The 17,704-nt window shown below is 42.3% G+C and carries 19 protein-coding genes; 9 read left to right on the forward strand and 10 right to left on the reverse strand.

All coding sequences use genetic code 11. The annotated features are described in order from the left end of the window. Positions 1-6: 6 nt before the first annotated feature. Together kynU and P8O16_RS07130 are read right to left on the reverse strand one after the other, a co-directional pair. Positions 7-1,284: a kynureninase gene (gene kynU / locus P8O16_RS07125; protein ID WP_300312542.1), complete on the reverse strand. Its 1,278-nt coding sequence runs from the start codon at positions 1,282-1,284 to the stop codon at positions 7-9. Positions 1,285-1,404: 120 nt separating this feature from the next. Continuing rightward, complete coding sequence (locus tag P8O16_RS07130; protein WP_300312544.1) at positions 1,405-1,917, reverse strand: 3-hydroxyanthranilate 3,4-dioxygenase; 513 nt, start codon at positions 1,915-1,917, stop codon at positions 1,405-1,407. Between the two features lie 97 nt (positions 1,918-2,014). Between P8O16_RS07130 and P8O16_RS07135 the strand changes: the two genes are divergently transcribed. Together P8O16_RS07135 and P8O16_RS07140 are read left to right on the forward strand one after the other, a co-directional pair. After that, positions 2,015-3,004: a membrane dipeptidase gene (locus tag P8O16_RS07135; protein ID WP_300312547.1), complete on the forward strand. Its 990-nt coding sequence runs from the start codon at positions 2,015-2,017 to the stop codon at positions 3,002-3,004. Next, on the forward strand, positions 3,004-3,615 hold the full coding sequence (locus tag P8O16_RS07140; protein WP_300312550.1) for a thiamine pyrophosphokinase: 612 nt from the start codon (positions 3,004-3,006) through the stop codon (positions 3,613-3,615). Before P8O16_RS07135 ends, P8O16_RS07140 begins: the two co-directional genes overlap by 1 nt. Here the strand turns inward: P8O16_RS07140 and prmC are convergent, their stop codons facing one another. Then, on the reverse strand, positions 3,616-4,449 hold the full coding sequence (prmC, locus tag P8O16_RS07145; RefSeq protein ID WP_300312553.1) for a peptide chain release factor N(5)-glutamine methyltransferase: 834 nt from the start codon (positions 4,447-4,449) through the stop codon (positions 3,616-3,618). A gap of 57 nt (positions 4,450-4,506) precedes the next feature. On the opposite strand from prmC, the gene P8O16_RS07150 reads away from it, so the two are divergent. The 5 genes from P8O16_RS07150 (at position 4,507) to guaB (ending at position 9,428) form a co-directional block, all read left to right on the forward strand. After that, positions 4,507-5,310 (forward strand): hypothetical protein, encoded by an 804-nt coding sequence (locus P8O16_RS07150; RefSeq protein WP_300312556.1) that lies wholly within the window; start codon positions 4,507-4,509, stop codon positions 5,308-5,310. A 57-nt stretch (positions 5,311-5,367) separates the two neighbouring features. After that, entirely contained in the window at positions 5,368-6,558 is a 1,191-nt protein-coding gene (locus tag P8O16_RS07155) for a class I SAM-dependent methyltransferase (protein WP_300312559.1), read from the forward strand. A gap of 59 nt (positions 6,559-6,617) precedes the next feature. Further along, entirely contained in the window at positions 6,618-7,070 is a 453-nt protein-coding gene (locus P8O16_RS07160) for an ABA4-like family protein (RefSeq protein ID WP_300312562.1), read from the forward strand. Continuing rightward, positions 7,048-7,809, forward strand: a complete 762-nt coding sequence (locus P8O16_RS07165; RefSeq protein WP_300312565.1) for a hypothetical protein — start codon at positions 7,048-7,050, stop codon at positions 7,807-7,809. Before P8O16_RS07160 ends, P8O16_RS07165 begins: the two co-directional genes overlap by 23 nt. A gap of 140 nt (positions 7,810-7,949) precedes the next feature. Then, positions 7,950-9,428 (forward strand): IMP dehydrogenase, encoded by a 1,479-nt coding sequence (gene guaB / locus P8O16_RS07170; protein WP_300312567.1) that lies wholly within the window; start codon positions 7,950-7,952, stop codon positions 9,426-9,428. Between the two features lie 54 nt (positions 9,429-9,482). Here guaB and P8O16_RS07175 read toward each other — a convergent pair whose 3' ends face one another. Further along, the gene (locus P8O16_RS07175; protein ID WP_300312570.1) at positions 9,483-9,962 is read right to left on the reverse strand and encodes a GNAT family N-acetyltransferase; all 480 of its coding nucleotides are present in this window, start codon (positions 9,960-9,962) and stop codon (positions 9,483-9,485) included. A gap of 71 nt (positions 9,963-10,033) precedes the next feature. Here P8O16_RS07175 and P8O16_RS07180 point away from each other — a divergent pair, with 71 nt between their 5' ends. Further along, positions 10,034-10,804 carry a type III pantothenate kinase gene (locus tag P8O16_RS07180; RefSeq protein ID WP_300312572.1) on the forward strand — a complete coding sequence of 257 codons (771 nt, stop codon included), beginning with the start codon at positions 10,034-10,036 and terminating at the stop codon, positions 10,802-10,804. On the opposite strand, the gene P8O16_RS07185 is transcribed toward P8O16_RS07180, so the two are convergent. Beyond that, positions 10,801-11,472: a peptidoglycan DD-metalloendopeptidase family protein gene (locus P8O16_RS07185; protein WP_300312576.1), complete on the reverse strand. Its 672-nt coding sequence runs from the start codon at positions 11,470-11,472 to the stop codon at positions 10,801-10,803. The two genes, P8O16_RS07180 and P8O16_RS07185, sit on opposite strands and share 4 nt — an antisense overlap. Before the next feature lie 97 nt (positions 11,473-11,569). Here P8O16_RS07185 and P8O16_RS07190 point away from each other — a divergent pair, with 97 nt between their 5' ends. Beyond that, positions 11,570-12,523: a pyridoxal-phosphate dependent enzyme gene (locus P8O16_RS07190; RefSeq protein ID WP_300312579.1), complete on the forward strand. Its 954-nt coding sequence runs from the start codon at positions 11,570-11,572 to the stop codon at positions 12,521-12,523. A gap of 27 nt (positions 12,524-12,550) precedes the next feature. Here P8O16_RS07190 and P8O16_RS07195 read toward each other — a convergent pair whose 3' ends face one another. The 5 genes from P8O16_RS07195 to acsA are packed head-to-tail and all read right to left on the reverse strand — an operon-like array spanning position 12,551 to position 17,690. After that, positions 12,551-12,799, reverse strand: coding sequence for an acyl carrier protein (locus P8O16_RS07195; RefSeq protein ID WP_300312582.1), 249 nt, complete (start codon positions 12,797-12,799; stop codon positions 12,551-12,553). Further along, positions 12,796-14,004, reverse strand: a complete 1,209-nt coding sequence (locus P8O16_RS07200) for a dihydrolipoamide acetyltransferase family protein (RefSeq protein WP_300312586.1) — start codon at positions 14,002-14,004, stop codon at positions 12,796-12,798. Before P8O16_RS07200 ends, P8O16_RS07195 begins: the two co-directional genes overlap by 4 nt. Next, positions 14,001-14,987, reverse strand: a complete 987-nt coding sequence (locus P8O16_RS07205) for an alpha-ketoacid dehydrogenase subunit beta (protein ID WP_300312589.1) — start codon at positions 14,985-14,987, stop codon at positions 14,001-14,003. Before P8O16_RS07205 ends, P8O16_RS07200 begins: the two co-directional genes overlap by 4 nt. Continuing rightward, positions 14,984-15,970 carry a pyruvate dehydrogenase (acetyl-transferring) E1 component subunit alpha gene (gene pdhA, locus P8O16_RS07210; protein ID WP_300312591.1) on the reverse strand — a complete coding sequence of 329 codons (987 nt, stop codon included), beginning with the start codon at positions 15,968-15,970 and terminating at the stop codon, positions 14,984-14,986. Before pdhA ends, P8O16_RS07205 begins: the two co-directional genes overlap by 4 nt. 4 nt (positions 15,971-15,974) lie before the next feature. Further along, positions 15,975-17,690, reverse strand: a complete 1,716-nt coding sequence (gene acsA, locus P8O16_RS07215; protein WP_300312593.1) for an acetate--CoA ligase — start codon at positions 17,688-17,690, stop codon at positions 15,975-15,977. Positions 17,691-17,704 lie beyond the last annotated feature (14 nt).

The following is a 17,704-nucleotide window of genomic DNA, read 5'->3' on the forward strand; positions in this document are numbered from 1 at the left end:
TTCTCTTTAAGCGAATTTTTCCAAGGATTGTTCCAAAACCTGAGCAAAACGGAAAACATCCAAGAAGCTGTTATATAGCGGAGTAGGTGCCAATCGGATGACATTTGGATTTCTCCAGTCCCCCACCACGCCATGTTTATAAAACTCATCAAAGACTGCTTTGCCTCCCTGATGAATCAGTAAAGATAATTGACAGCCTCTTTCGGCAGGGTTTTCTGGAGTAATTATTTCCAAAACCCCTGATTTTCCGCTGATTTGGCGGATTAAGTATTCCAGATAACCAGTGAGTTTTTCACTTTTTGCACGCAAATTCTTCATCCCAGCTTCCTGAAAAATATCCAAAGAAGCCTGATGTGCTGCCAAAGCCAAAATATTTGAGTTCGCCAACTGCCATCCGTCTGCTCCATGCATGGGGATAAATCCCTTTTCCATCAGAAATCGCTTTCCTTCATCATGTCCCCACCAACCTGCAAACCGTGGTAAATCAGGTCGATCCGCATATTTTTCATGGACATAGATTCCTGAAACATTCCCAGGACCGGAATTCATGTATTTATAACTGCACCAGGTGGCAAAGTCAACGTCCCAGTCATGAAGACTTAAAGGAGCATTACCTGCTGCATGTGCCAAGTCAAACCCAGCTACCGCGCCGACAGCATGAGCTGCTGCAGTGATTGCTTTCATATCAAAAAGCTGCCCGGTGTAATATTGGATTCCAGCCATATTTACCATGGCCAGCGCACCTCCCTGATTATGAATTTCCGACAGAATGTCCTCGGTTCGTAGCGTATGCTCGCCAACTCTTGGCTTGAGTTCTACAATCACTTCTTCGGGGTTCAAGCCATGCCATTTCACCTGAGATTCAAGCATGTATTGATCCGAAGGAAAAGCTCCGGCTTCAATGATAATTTTAAAGCGATCCTTGGTAGGCCTGTAAAAAGACACCATCAGTAGGTGAAGGTTTACAGTAAGGTTATTCATTGCTACGACTTCATGGGGATGCGTGCCAAGAATTTCAGCTAGGGCTGGTTTGGATTTCTGACGAACAAACATCCAGGCATCCTCTCCTTCAAAATGTCCATCCACAGCCAAATCAGCCCAATTCCCTAACTCTTTTTCCAAATAATCTTTAACGGATTTTGGCTGAAGCCCCAAAGAATTGCCACAGAAATAAATGGCTTCTTTTCCATTAACTTTTGGAAAAAGGAATCGGTCACGGAAGCTTTCCAAGGGATCATTTTGATCCATCTTTTGAGCAAAAGCTTCAGAATATTCGTAGTTCATTTTTTTCAGGTTGAAAGGTGTTAAAGTTGAAAGGTGTTAAAGTTAGAAGACGTAAATATGTTTATTCGTCCTGTCTAACTGCAAACTGCTCACTGGAAAACTGCCAGCTGCCCACTGCACTTATTTCTCCATAACTGTTCCACAGTTTTTGCAGGTACAATGCTCCGGATTATTCCAGAATCTATCCATAATTGGAGGAAGTTGGTTGACGATGTCAGTCAGCTCTACATACTCCTCATAAAGCAGTTCCCCACAGTTTTCGCAGTGCCAAATAAATCCATCCTTTTCCCCTTCTCTGCGGTATCGTTCGATTACCAAACCGATCGTATTGGCTGGCCTTCTTGGAGAATGGGGGACTCTGGGAGGTAGAAGGAAAATTTCACCTTCTTTGATTTCGATATCTTTGGGCTTGCCATCCTCAATGATTTTTAAAATAATATCCCCTTCCAATTGATAGAAAAACTCCTCCCCTTCATCGTAATGGTAATCCTTCCTTGAATTTGGACCACCCACAACCATCACAATGAAATCGTCATTTCCCTTGAAAACCTGCTGATTACCAACCGGAGGCTTCAACAGGGGCCTGTTTTCATCGATCCATTTTTTGAAATTGAAAGGTTTTGTTATTGCCATAATCTTTTTTTGTTGGAAAATCCTCGATTTGAATCAGTCTTAAAAGTATTAAAAAACCCCCGTTTTTTGGTTTACTTTGTTCAAAAGCCCAAAATCCATGCGTCTGCCTATTATTGACATGCACTGCGACATGCTTTCCTACCTCTGCAGCGTCCCAAGTGCCAACCCCTATTCCAAAGATGATATCGCCTGCGCTATTCCCTGGCTAATTGCCGGAGGAGTGAGAATGCAGGTTATGGCAATCTATACCGATGTCAGGCCGGAAAGCATGAAACTGGCAAGCAGACAAGCGAGTATTTTTTCCAAACTTCTTCAAGATAATCCAATCGATATGGCCTTTGTGGACCCTTCCTTTCTTTCAGATTGGGCCAAACAAAAGCGGGTTGGGGTGATCGCTTCAGTAGAAAATGCAGCTGGATTGGGAAATGAAACCGCTTCCTGGCCGGAAATCTATGCTCAGTTTGATTCGATCGTCAGCCAAGTGGGAAAATTAGCATACATCAGCCTCACCCACCATACCGAAAACCGCTTTGGCGGCGGGAATTATACAGATGGAATCGGTCTGAAAGATGATGGCAAAAAGCTGCTGGATTACATGTCCGGAAAGCAAATCCCCATTGATCTCTCTCATACTTCTGATCTTTTGGCAGAAGGAATTCTTACCCATATTGATAGCCAGAAACTTGACATTCGGGTAATTGCCAGTCACTCAAATTTTAGAGCCATCTGGAATCATCGACGAAACTTGACTGATGAGTTTGCCAAAGAAATCATCCATCGAGGTGGAATCATAGGAGTGAATTTCCTACGGGCATTTTTGGACACGGATGTTCCGGAGCGATTATTCGAACATATTTTACATGGATTTGCCATCGGAGCTGAAAAGAACATCTGCTTTGGAGCTGACTTTTTCTATACCAAAAACTTTGGCGACCCAAGCCGAATCCCTTTCTATTTCCCCTTGGCGGAAAATGCAGGAAAATACCCTTCGCTTTTGGACAGCTTGGAGCTTGACTTAACCGAAAAGCAGCTCAAAGGCTTGGCCTTTGAAAATGCACTCAATTTCTATCAAAAACTCTGGAGCTAATGTCATCTCATCATTTTGTAAAAGAGCAACAAGAGCCCGCGGTATTTATTCTGGATGCTGAGCATATTCATTTTGATCGGATTTCGGGACTTTTGGAATGGGTACCAACAATTTTAGTCAGTGAAAAGGCATTGGATCAGGTCTTAAGCTGGGGGATCAAAATCGATGTGATTTTGGCCTCTGCTGCTTTTCAAAAAGAAAACCTTCAGCTTCTGGAGGAACAATATCCCGTGAAATTCCTGACCGTGGAAAATGAGGATTTTTTAAATGAGGGATTACAGTACCTCCTGGCTAGCAAGCATGAAGCAGTTCATTTGGTGGGAATTTCGCATCAAAGTGCTTTTGCCTTACAGGAAAAATTGGACCTGATGAACTTGACTTTAGTAGACGGAAACTGGAAATATTATCCAGTCAAGTCCGGTAAATTCAAAAAATGGTTTGCGGAGTCTTCAATTCATATCCATGGAAAAGAAGGAATGCCAATAGAGATCAAGAATTCGGAAGGGGAAATTCTTCTTCCAATCACTTATGCTACGATGATTGAAGTACCTGAAGGAATTACGGAGATCAATGCGCCGGGAATTTTTTGGATTGGGGAGGAGATCTCCTGATTAACTCCGGGCAGTGACCATCCTATCTTTCCCATTCAGATCTTTCAGTAATCTTCGCTCAGAATATCCTTTTTCCTCCAACAAGGAAAGCACTTCAGTGCCGAACTCTTCATGAATTTCGAAATAGAGTTTACTCCTAGGTTTCAATAGTTTTTTGCCCTTTTCGGCAATGGTTCTATAGAAAAGCAGCGGGTCTTCATCGGGCACAAAAAGTGCCAAACCGGGCTCAAAATCCAGTACATTACGATGCATTTCAGCTTTTCCCTTTTCCGGAATATAGGGTGGGTTACTGACTAAAATATCCAGCTCTTCAACATGCGGTAGCTCTTCCAAAATATTACATTTCAGGAAGGTTACAGGCGCATGGAGGAGTTTGGCATTTTTCCGAGCCACTTCAAGGGCTTTTTCAGAAATATCCAAACCATAAACTTCAGCCTGATCCAGCTCCAAAGCCAATGTGATTGGGATACAACCGGTCCCCGTCCCGATATCCAGAACTTTCAAGCCAGGCAATTTATTTTCCTTGAGAATCAGATGAACCAACTCTTCGGTTTCGTTTCTGGGAATCAACGTGGATGAATTCACCAGAAATTCATACCCATAAAAAGGAGCTTTCCCAAGAATGTATTGAATAGGTTCTCCTTTCTTGAGTCGATCAAAATCCTTCCAAAGCTTTTGGGGTAAATCCTTTTCTTCCAAAAAATGCATCATATCGACCCGTCGAAGTCCAAGGTGATGCTCCAAAAGCCAGTTGACCAAACTGGTAGCCTCCTGATTATCATAGATTTCGAGTTGAGAGGAAAGCTTTTGGACTAATTCTGAATAGTTTGACATTTGAAGAACCTTGATATATACTAAAGCCGTAAAAGTAGCAAACTCAATCCTCCAAATATGAAAAAAATACTTTTACTCCTTTTAGCATCGGGTCTATTTTTTGAATCCTTTGCCCAATCAGATTCTAAAATTTGGATCGGAATAGATGGCTCTTATTGGCAAAAATCAGTTAAATCTTCAGGTTTGGTAAGTTTAAAAAATGAGAATTTTGGAAGCTTACGCCCTATGGTCGGCTTGAGCCTCAATCAAAAATGGGACTTAGGAGTAATGGTAAGTTTCAATTCATACGTCGAAGAGATTTCACCATTGAGTTTGACTACTTTTTCCTCCAATTTCAACGAGGATGGAATTTTGATTTCCCAAGATGCTCAGACTACCGTTTACCAGACTAGCATTGATAATCAGCTTTTTGGAGTTGGAATTTTCGCAAGAAGGCACTTCAGGTTGAATCAAAAATTTTCTTTTAATCTAAGCCCTTACATTTTAAGAGAATCTGGTGACTCCGGCACGATGGATTTTTATTTTCCTTATAACCTGACTTTCTATGACTATTGTTTAAACTGCCTTTCCATTTTTCCGGGACCGATTGAGGTCCCAATCAGTGAGGAAAATTGGAGATTTGGTGTAGATGCAGCTTTTGCCTACCAAGCCTCTAATTGGCTGAAGCTAGAAATACGGGCAAATCTGCTCGAATTGAGAAAACAAACCCTAAGTGATGAGCGAAATAACCTTACTAATGGATTGTCAGTTTTCGATCCTTTTCTTTCTGCCACACAAGGTTATTTTGGTAATTATTCAGACTTTGGCTCGGCAGTCACTCGTGAAGGAATCCGCTTTGGGCTAGTCTTTACTCCCTTTTAAACTTTGCAATCGGTACACTCCGAAAGAAAAACTACCTTTGTGGAGAATTTTATTTCCATGAAGCTACATAACAATACCATCCGCGGAGTTCATACCGCATTAAAAGCAATATTCGAAGAAGGACAATACGCTGACAAAGTCATCGAGCGTACCCTAAAATCCAACCCTAAATGGGGAGCGAGAGATCGTTCTTTCATCGCGGAGACGACTTACGAGATGGTGCGCTGGTGGAGATTGATCAATTACTTGAGTCCGTCAAAGGATTATTACGATCTATTTGGTACTTATTGGTTGATGCAGGGACATTCTCTTCCACCATGGGAGGAGTTTGCACGAATCAATCCCGACAAACTTCAAGACAAATACGAAAAGCTGGACGACCCAGCGAAACTGGAGTCTGTTCCAGATTGGCTTTTTGAAATGGGCAAAAAAGAATTGGGAGAAAAATGGGAGGCAGAAATCCATTCTTTGAATCAAGAAGCCCAGGTAGTTTTGAGAGTAAACACCTTAAAAACCACACGTGAGCGATTGAAAAATCGTTTGGCCGAGGATAATATTTCAACTCACATCATCAAAGGCTATCCAGATGCATTGATCTTGGACGAGCGAGCGAATGTATTCCGTCATCCAACTTTCAAAGAAGGACTATTCGAAGTGCAAGATGCTTCTTCACAATTGGTAGCCGCAGCTTTGGCTGTAGAGCCAGGAATGCGTGTGATTGATGCCTGTGCTGGCGCCGGTGGAAAATCCCTTCACATTGCCGCTTTGATGCAGAATAAAGGGAAAGTCTTGTCCATGGATGTGGAAGAGTGGAAACTCCAGCAAACTAAGCTTCGCGCTAGAAGAGATGGTGTATCCATCATCGAGCGGAAAGTAATAGAGGGTTCGAAAACAATCAAGCGATTAAAGGATACGGCAGACCGTTTATTGCTAGATGTACCTTGTTCAGGACTCGGAGTATTACGAAGAAACCCTGACACAAAATGGAAGCTTAGCGAAGAGTCCATCGAGAAAGTAAGGCAAACGCAGCAGGAAATTCTTCAATCCTATCCATCCATGGTCAAGCCGGGTGGTCAAATGGTCTATGCGACCTGTAGCATTCTTCCTTCCGAAAATCAAGATCAGGTAGCTAAATTCTTGGCTTCAGAAGCAGGAAAAGATTTTGAATTAATTGAAGATCAAAAAGTACTGGCCCAAGAAAGTGGGTTTGACGGATTCTATATTGCTCGACTTCAAAAGAAAAAATAATCATTTAAGTTTCTGATTTTCAAAAGGATATTTTTAACTTAGGTCTAAATTTTCTTAAAATGGACTTAGAAATAATTTTTTCCATCGCAAATTCTCTTGCATTACTGAGTTGGATATTACTTTTTGTTTTGTACCAAAAACGATGGGTATATACTTTTCTTTTCTCTTTTGTATTTGTCTTTATGGCTTGTCTTTACCTATTCTTTATTCTTCAAGGGATTGGTGGAGATTCGCAGGGTGGCTTTGACACCTTAGCGAATGTGAAACTACTTTTTGGAAAAGATGAGGCAGTTTTGGCAGGCTGGATCCACTATCTGGTATTTGATTTATTCACCGGTATGTGGATTTGTAATGATGGGGATAAGCGAGGAATAAATCGCTGGATTCTGCTTCCTTGTTTGGTCTTCACCTTTATGCTAGGTCCCGCAGGGCTTCTGATCTATATTTTGATACGTGTCATTCACTTAAAAAAATACCCTCAGCATCCTTATGATCCGAAAATGGTTTCTTGAATTAAGGCGAAGAAATCGCTTATTGGCAGATACTGGCTTATTTTACCTTTTCGTTTTTATTGGATTAGCGATTCTCACTCTTTTTGATCCCAGAGAATTATTGGGTGTGAGTGTATGGAATAAACCCTTAAAATTCTTTGTCTCCACAACTGTTTTATTTTGGACAATCGGTTGGATCATGGTGGATATTCCCAATCAAAAAGCAGTAAAGTTTATTTCCAGAAGTGTATTTCTACTTCTGACAGGTGAACTTATCTTGATTTTTTACCAAGCTGTTCAGGGAAAACAATCTCATTTCAACATTTCCAGTCCGATTGACAGTGCAATTTTTGGCACGATGGGAATCCTGATTTTTTTGAATTCACTTTGCTTCATTTACCTCCTTTTTTTGATTTCAAAAGTAGAAACCCTTCCTGAAGGCTATAAAAGGGGAATTCAATTGGGATTGATAATATTTTTAATTGGGGGATATGAGGGTTATTTGATGGCCGGGAGGCTTAGTCATACCATTGGCGCAGCAGATGGGCAGGATGGCTATTTTTTCTTAGGTTGGACAAAAGCTTATGGAGATCTTCGGGTTTTTCACTTCTTGGGATTACACGCTTTGCAAGTTTTATCCCTGACGGGCTGGTATTTCTTTAAAAACAAGCCTTGGAAAATTACACTTTTTGGCATTGTATATTTTTTGATGAGCTCGGGTATCTTATGGAAAAGTTTGCAGGGAAATAGTCTATTTTAAGGCTGCAATCAAAATTTTTGTCTACTATCTTCAAGAAAAAGCCACTCATTCAAAATAAATTTTTGAATGGACTACGCCAGCTTCGGATTTTGTCTTTAACTTTGACGGGCAAATAGGGTTACCTATAACCAATATTTGCCATGAACAGAAACTCCGATAAGTTCCTCTACGAAGCCCTCACCTATGATGATGTGCTTCTAGTCCCAGGTTATTCAGAAGTCCTTCCCCGAGACACGAATACCTCCACCCAACTCACTAAGAAAATCAGATTGAATATTCCTTTGGTCTCCGCCGCTATGGATACGGTGACTGAAGCTGAATTAGCAATCGCAATTGCCTTGGAAGGTGGTCTGGGTTTTATTCATAAAAACATGTCTATCGATCAGCAAGCCGCTCAGGTGAGAAAAGTAAAACGATCTCAAGCTGGGATGATCCTAGATCCGATAACGCTTCATATTGATTCTTTTGTACGAGACGCTGAAGCAATCATGCGCGAATTCTCAATTGGAGGTATTCCCGTGGTTGATAAAGACAAGGTGCTGAAAGGCATTATTACAAATCGGGATCTGAGATTTATAAAAGATCAAAGTCGCCCGATCAGAGAGATTATGACCACCAGCAATCTGATCACTGCTAAGTCTGGAGTCTCTTTGGAAGAAGCCGAAGAAATACTTCAGGAATATAAAATCGAAAAATTGCCCATCGTCGACGATGAGTATAAATTGACAGGTCTAATCACCTATAAAGATATTTTAAAGCGAAAGGATAAGCCTCACGCTTGTAAAGATGAATACGGAAGATTACGCGTAGGTGCTGCTGTAGGTGTGACTGCAGACATCGTGGCACGAGTGGAAGCCTTGAAAAATGCCGGTGTGGATGTTGTATCAATTGATACCGCGCACGGTCACTCCAGAGGGGTAATTGATACCTGTAGAAAAATAAAAGATGCATTTCCCGACCTTGAAGTCATCGTAGGGAATATTGCTACACCTGAAGCAGCAATCGCTTTGGCTGATGCCGGAGCAGATGCTGTTAAAGTCGGAGTTGGGCCTGGATCTATCTGTACCACCAGGGTCATCGCCGGGGTAGGTGTACCTCAGCTTTCTGCTGTTTTTGAATGTGCGGAAGTTCTGAAGCATCGAGGAGTACCAGTAATCGCTGACGGTGGAATCAGATATTCCGGTGATTTGGTAAAAGCAATTGCAGCAGGCGGAAGCTCAATTATGATCGGTTCGTTACTTGCAGGAACTGAAGAAGCTCCGGGTGAGATGATTATTTTTGAAGGAAGAAAATTCAAATCTTACCGAGGCATGGGTTCACTTGAAGCCATGGAATCGGGCTCAAAAGACCGTTACTTCCAAGATGCTGAAGATAATATTAAGAAGCTTGTTCCTGAAGGAATCGTTGGCCGCGTACCTTACAAAGGCTTGGTAGCCGAAGTCTTATATCAGCTGGTAGGTGGACTTCAAGCTGGAATGGGCTATTGCGGTACCAAAACCATAGAAGACCTTCAGAAAAACGGCAAGTTTGTCAAGATCACAGCAGCCGGTGTGAAAGAATCTCACCCACATGATGTAAGTGTGACTAGAGAGGCACCAAATTATTCGGTGAAGTCATAAGTTGAAAATTGCTTTCAACCAAAAAGACCAGTCTCGGCTGGTCTTTTTTTATTTCTATTTTAATAAAGTCTTGATCTCGTAATCCTGAAGGTGGGCGTTCAACCATCCAGCTTCCAAAGTCGCATTGTAGTATTTTTTATAAAAATTGATCGCTGGCTCATTCCAATCCAGTACTTGCCACATCATCCCGGTACAGCCTTCTTCCAGACCTTTCTCCATGATGCGATCAAACAATAATTTACCAGCTCCTTGGGCTCTTTCAGATTCAGTGACGATCAAATCTTCAAGGTAAATACGTTTCCCTTTCCAAGTTGAATAGCGGTAGTAATAAATTGCTGTACCAATTATTTCACCAGAATCTTCTTTTTCACAAACAAAGAATCTAAAGACCGGATTGGGACCGAAACCATCTTTTTCCATCATCTCGACGGTGTTAATGACTTGTTCAGGCGCTTTTTCATACACTGCGAGTTCGTAGATCAACTCTAAAACACGAGGCAAGTCCTCGATTTTTCCAGCTCGAATTAAAAACATTTGATAAGGGGTTGAATTGAATTTTGGATTTTATATGAAGGAAAGGCTAAATTTAGCGAAAACCAAGGTATATGTTTTTAGCGATTGACGCGGGGAATTCCAATGTAGTTTTTGCTCTTTATGACAGAAGAGAAAACCGATGGAAAAATCAATTCCGCCTCGAAACAAATTTTGAAACGCTAGGAATTCAGCTCAGCAAAAAAGTCCCGCTCTATTTTTTAGAGCATGGAATTGGACCACAGGATATTTCCCAAATAGGTTATAGCTCAGTAGTCCCTGAAATCAATAAGATCATCACTGACTTTTGCGTAAACTTTTTAGGCAAAAAACCCTACCTCATTTCTGCAAAAAGCTATTCGAAGCTTCCAGTCAAAACAAGCAGGCCACAAGAAATGGGAACTGACCTGATGTGTAATGTGATGGCAGGATTTAAAAGATTTCAAAGACCTGTAATTATCGTCGATTTTGGAACGGCGCTTACCTTTACTGTAATCAATGAAAACGGCGAAGTGCTTGGGGTCAATATCGTTCCTGGGATCAAAACAGCTATTAAATCACTTTTTTCCAATACTTCCAAACTCCCGGAAGTTGCTCTGAAAGTCCCCGAATCGGCCATCGGGAAAAATACGATACACGCAATTCAGGCAGGGATTTTTTATGGCTATAGTAGCTTGATCAAAGGTATGCTGGAAACCATCAGTCAGGAAGCAAAGCTGGAATTCAAAGTAATCGCAACCGGAGGATTATCCGCAGTCTTGACACCATTGGAGAAAATTTTCGATGAGGTGGATCGAAATCTTACACTGGAAGGATTAAGACTAATCACCGAAGCAAATACTTAATCCAAAACTTCACAGTTCAAGACCAGATTGGGATTAGGACAATTTTCAGAATAATAGTCTAACTCCCGCTTGGCACAGACGCCTGGATAATCACCAAATTTCTCGCCCAATTCCCACATCAATTGAAAGTGTAAATGTGGTGGCCAATCTCCATTTTCTGGGAATGGACCGACATGGCAGAGAACTGTTCCTGCTTTGACTTCTTGGCCCTTTTCAAAAAGCTGCAAATCTGTTTTGGTCAAATGCCCATAAAGTGAATACAGTGTCTTACCATTCAGACTATGCTTCAAGATGATAGTTGGGCCATAATCACCAAAACCTTCATTATCCTGAATCGAAAAAATCTTCCCATCCAAAGGTGCATAAACTGCTGCGCCAGCAGTCGTCCAAATATCCACTCCCAAATGAATATTACGAAAGTCAGCATCCGAAGTCTCAAATCGCTCACTTCTACGATAAATAGCCCGATGCTCGAGATAACCACCTACTCCGTAAGTCTTACTAGACCCTTTCAACTGGTCAAAAACAAACTCATTGAATACTGCAGTATTCCCCAAATCCACATTTTCCAATTCCTTATTTGCAGGACTGAAATCCAGTTTCATCGTATTCTTGCTATTCAGCGACTCTCCCATGATCGGGTAAAAATCAATCTCATTCCAATTCATGCCCGAAGATTTAAAAAATAATTGAAAGCCCTAAATCATCTGACGAGAATCTATCCCTTAACATTTCATAGGCAAAAAGAAATTCCTACTTTTCGACATGGAAAACACCCACTTCCCTTCACTGAACGACATTCGATTTGCCGCAGTTCGGATCAAATCATTTATTCATAAAACTCCAATCTTGACCAATTCCACCATCAATGAGATGGCAGGTTGTGAGATTTATTTCAAATGTGAAAACTTCCAGAAGGTTGGAGCTTTCAAAGCTCGTGGCGCTGCAAACGCGGTCATGAAACTAACTGATGAGCAAAAGAAAAAGGGTGTAGCCACGCATAGTAGCGGAAATCATGCTGCTGCACTTGCCCGTGCTGCAACTGTGGCTGGAATACCTTCTTACATCGTGATGCCTTCCAATGCACCGGAGATTAAGAAAAAAGCAGTGAAGGGCTATGGTGGAGAAATTATTGAGTGTGAACCTAATCTCAAAGCACGTGAGACTACGCTTGAAGCGGTCGTAAAACGTACCGGAGCGACATTTATTCCTCCTTATGATTTTATGGATGTGATCGAAGGGCAAGCAACTTGCGCATTGGAATTTCATGAGGAACAGGATGACCTGGAAATTATCATGGCTCCTGTGGGCGGGGGTGGCCTTTTGGGTGGAACAGCCTTACTTACCCATCATTGGGATCCTGAAATAGAGGTGATCGGTGCGGAACCTGCAGGTGCAGATGATGCCTATCGCTCCTTCCATGCAGGTAAAATTATTCCACAAACAGGCCCAAACACCATTGCCGATGGATTACTCACTTCTCTTGGAGTTCTGAATTTTGAACTGATCCAGAAGTATGTGTCTGATATCCTTTTAGCGACAGATCCACAGATTATCGCCGCTATGCGCCTGATCTATGAACGAATGAAGATTATCATCGAACCTTCCTGCGCAGTACCGCTTGCTGCCTTGTTGGCAAATAAAGAGCGCTTCAAAGGAAAAAAAGTAGGAATTATCCTATCCGGTGGAAATGTGGATTTAGGGAAATTACCTTTTTGATAAAGACTAAAGAGCAATTTGACAAAATCACTTTTTCACCTTCTTTTCCAAATAAGCCAATAAGGATTTGAGATTACTGGTTTTTCCATAGTCCTCTTCAGGGATATCTACATTCAGTTTCTCGCTAATTGACACGATAAACTGAAGAGCATCAAAAGAATCGATATTTAGTGCTTCTCGGATATTCTCTTCGGGCATCAGCTGCGAGGGGTCTGTCTCTGGGGCAATCCTTTGCAATAATTGAAAAACTGTTTTCTTGATTTCTTCCTCGGTCATAATTCTTCGGGATTTTGTAAGTGTCTATTGAGTGCTGCTAAAAACTTGCTTCCTATTAATCCATCCGTAGCACGATGATCTGCTGCCAAAGTCACGTCTACAACTGGCCGAATTCCCAACATGCCTTCGTCGGCAAATGGCTGCTCGCTGATTTCTCCAAAACCGACAATCCCAACCTGTGGCGGATAAATCAGTCCAAAGACTTTATCCGCTCCTCCTTCTCCGATGCTAGTGATGGTAAATGTGGACTGACTGAGCTCTGAGCTTCTCAATTTGAAGGCTCGTGCTCTAGGGATAAGATCGTTGAGGTTTTCCATGATTTCGTCCACAGATTTCGAATCTGTCTGAAGGATAGCCGGAACGACAATCCCACCAGATCTCAAGGAAACCACAAAACCTATATTGATTTCGTTTTTCCGCTGAAGCCCATTTTCCCATGTTGCATTGAGATCCGGAACTTCATCCAATGCTTTTGCTACTGCTTTGATCAAAAGAGCAACAGGTAATAGACGCTTTTGAATCGGCAGCTCTTTGTTGGCTTCCTTCACCCAATCCATGGCTTTGGACATGTCCATCCTTTTTTCCAGATAGTAATGAGGAATCTCGCGGTTGGACTTACTCATGGCAGCAGCCACAGCCATCCGCACAGCATTGGCATTTGCCGTAACAGGTTTTGCTGAAATTTCTTTTATTTCCTCTGTTTTCTTTTCAACTTCTTGAGTTGGCTTTTCCCCTTCGGAAATAGCCTCTTCAACGTCTTTTTTCACAATCGACCCCTCGGGACCTGTTCCTTTCAACAAGGAAATATCAACCTGATTAGCCTCAGCAATTTTCCTTGCCAAAGGGGAAATCTTTATTCTCTCTCCTTCTTCAGTTTTCTCATGAGGTGTTTCTGTCTTTTCCTCAATAGGATGAATTTCCGGTTTTTGAGCTTCCTCAGCAGGAATAACAGATTCGGAAACTTCAGCTTTTCCGTCATTGATCAAAGCCAAAACGGTACCGACAGGAACCTTTTCTCCTTCTTTCACCAGAAGCTTTTCTAAGGTTCCTTCCTCAAAAACCTCTATTTCTATCAAGCCTTTTTGCGTTTCCACATCAGCAATAATATCACCTCGATGGAGGACTTCGCCAGTTTGTTTTCTCCATTCAACCAACGTACCGGCTTCCATATCTGCACCCAAATTGGGCATTTGAAACTTGATCATGGCTTTAGCATTTTTTTAACCTTTTCTAAAATATCCGATACTTGAGGAACAGAAGCATCTTCCAAATGCTTGGGATACGGAATTGGCACCTCCACACCGCAGAGTCTTTCTACAGGCCCATCCAAATCAAAAAAGGCTTTTTCCATAATTCTGGAAATCACTTCAGATGAAATACTGACCGATTTCCATGCTTCTTCTACAACTAGCGCTCGATGTGTCTTTTTCACGGAATTCAGGAAAGTCTCCTCATCCATCGGCCTCAACACTCTCAAATCAATCACTTCGGCATCAATTCCTTCTTCTCCCAGCGCTTCGGCCGCTTCCAAGCATTTGTAAACTCCCGCACCGTAGGTGATCAGCGAAATATCTTTTCCTTCGCGAAGGACCTTGGCTTTTTTGATCTCGACAGCTCCTGCATCTGCTGGGATTTCTTTCTCCAGATTCAGCATGAAGGTATATTCAAAAATGACTACCGGATCAGGACTTTGCATGGCAGAAAGCAACATCCCTCTTGCATCTTCATGGGTACCTACGGAAAGCACAATCAATCCCGGCACATGGGCAAAAAACGGTTCCCAACTATGGGAATGCTGCGCCGCCAACTGACGACCTATGCCACAACCCATTCGAATCACCACTGGAACATTCAACTGTCCGCCAGACATATGGAGAAGAGTCGAAGCATTGTTGACTATTTGATCCATAGCGAGAAGACTGAAATTGACCGTCATCACTTCCACTATTGGCTTCATCCCGGCAAGGGCAGCCCCAATTCCCGCACCGGTAAATCCGGATTCTGACAGCGGCACATCCATAATCCGATCTGCTCCAAATTCCTTCAACAATCCTTTACTCACGGCGAATGCTCCACCATAATTCCCCACATCCTCACCCATTAGGAAAACCCGTTCATCTTTTTGCATGACTTCTCGAATAGCTTGTTTGATAGCCTCTCGGTAAGTTATTTTGATCATGTCGCTCATATCGATTCTGTTTCAGAGTATACAAATCGCGTCAGGTTTTCAGTATCTTCCCAAGTTCCGTTTTCTGCAAACTCAATCGCTTCTTGAATCTGTGCATCCGCAGCTTTTTCGATTTCGGTTATTTTCTTAGCCGTAATGAGTTTTCCCTTCAGTAAAAATTCCTGAAACTTTGGAATCGGATCTTTCTTTTTCCACTCCTCTACCTCCGATTTTTCCCGATATAATTCAGCATCAAACATGGAATGCGCTCGAAATCGATAGGTATTACAAACCAAAAAATAGGGCTTCCCTTTTTCCTTGATCGTCTTCACCGCTTTTGCTGTGGCTTCCATCACTGCCAAAAGATCCATCCCGTCTACTGCTGCTGATTCAATGCCATAAGCAGGACCCTTTTTCTCCAATTGCTGTACAGAATGGGTTAATTTGATTGCAGTACCCATCGCGTAAAGGTTATTTTCACAAACAAAAAGCACAGGAACTTCCCATAATGCGGCTAAATTCATTGACTCATGAAACTCACCTTCTGCTGCAGCTCCCTCGCCAAAAAAGCAACAAGTCACATTATTTTTCTTTTGCTTTTTTGCTGCCAAAGCCATTCCCACCGCCAATGGCAAATGCCCGCAGACGATTGCATTTCCTCCAAAAAAATTCTTGGTCGCGTCAAAAAGATGCATGGATCCTCCACGGCCTTTGCTGCAACCTTCTTGCTTTCCATACATCTCCGCCATAATTGCATTAGGATCGACTCCTCTCGCTAGCGCATGTCCATGCTCCCGATAAGTACAAAGAAGATTATCCTCTTCAGTTAATGCTTGAATAACGCCAACAGCAACTGCCTCCTCACCCGTATAGAGATGCAAGAATCCCCGTATTTTGGACTTGGTATATTCTTCAGCAGATTTCTCTTCAAACCTGCGAATGAGTATCATTTGCTGCAAAAGCCTTTGGCCTTCTTTAGCATCTAATTTTTGCTTCTTCTCCATGATTTTAGCCTTTTTCAAGTGTAGATAAATCTCCTTCCGGTAATCCCAATTCACGGGCTTTCAACAGCCTTCTCAAGATCTTTCCGCTTTTGGTTTTAGGAAGACTTTCGATAAAGGAAATTTCTTTGGGAGCTACCGCCGGACCCATCGTCTTTCGGGCGAAGCCAATCAATTCTTGGCTCATTTCGTCAGTAGGTTCAAAGCCTTCTTTCAGGACTACAAATGCCTTGACCAATTCTCCGATAGATGGTTCAGGTTTTCCGATTACTGCGGCTTCCACCACTGCCGGATGCTTCATAAGTGTACTTTCCACTTCAAATGGACCAACCATATGGCCAGAAGTTTTGATGATGTCATCCGCCCTTCCAATAAACCAGAAGTAACCCTCCTTATCAATTTTCGCCAGATCCCCAGAGATATACCAGTCTCCTTTAAAGCATTTTTGGTAGCGTTCTTCCTCATGGAGATAACCCCTGAAAAGAGAAGGAAACCCTTTTTTCAAAACCAAATGACCTTGATTATCCGGCTGATCATAGATCTTGATATCTTCACCTTCTATATCAGCAATCGCTGCGATTATTCCGGGAAGTGGCTTTCCCATGGAACCTGGTTTTACCTCCATCGAACGATAATTGGCAATCATTATCCCCCCAGTTTCTGTTTGCCACCAATTATCCAGCACGGGAACTCCAAAAGCTTTTTGTCCCCAGGTCACAGCTCCGGGGTGAAGTGGCTCGCCTACACTTAGTACCAATCTCAAATTAGAAAGGTCATATTTTTCTTTGGGCACCAGTTCCATTCGCATCAATCTTCGGATGGCCGTTGGCGCAGTATACCACACATTGACTTTCTGCTTTTCCAAAATGGAATACCAGCGCAAGGCATCAAATTCCTCTTCATCTATGATGCTGGTTACGCCGTTGACCAGAGGAGCCATGATCCCATAAGAAGTGCCGGTCACCCAACCTGGATCTGCAGTACACCAAAAAACATCCCCCTCATGAAAATCCAATACGTATTTCCCGGTGGTATAATGCGTAAGTACGGCCTGGTGAACGTGTAAAGCACCTTTCGGCATTCCTGTGGTTCCGCTTGTAAAATGCAACAAAGCCGGGTCTTCCGAATCGGTGGGAGGAATAGTGAATTCTTCAGAAGCTTCCCCCATGAGTTTGGTCAATGAAAGAGCTTTCTTATCCACATGCTCATCTGAGTCCGTCAGTAAGATGACTTCTAAGGAAGGAAGCCGATCGAGAAGTCCCTTTATCTTTTTCTCGTAAAAGCTTGTATTGGTGACCAACACTTTTGCATCACCCTTACTCAATCGTTGAAAAATGGGTTCTGGTCCAAAAACCGAGAACAAGGGACAAAAAACAGCTTTGAATTTCAGCGTCCCTAAAGCCGCGATATACAAGTCCGGTACTCGACCCAATAATGAAAAAACCCGTTCTCCTTTTTTCAATCGTAATCCAGCCAGTACATTGGCAAACTTGGAAGTTTGGGTTTTTAAATCTCCATAAGAGTAATCATTAGTCTTTTCCTCCTTTCCGATAAAGCGAAGCGCAACCGTATTTTTCAAGTGGCCAGAAGCATGCCTATCCACCGCTTCATGTGCGATATTCAGTCCTTTTCCGTCGGGTAATCCTGATAATTGATTTCGCTCCTTTTGCCAGTCAAAATCTTGATAAAGCTTGGCATAATCGGTTAAATTTGGCTTTTTCATACGCAGATCTTTTA

The organism is Algoriphagus sp., from assembly GCF_029254265.1.
Classification (GTDB): domain Bacteria; phylum Bacteroidota; class Bacteroidia; order Cytophagales; family Cyclobacteriaceae; genus Algoriphagus.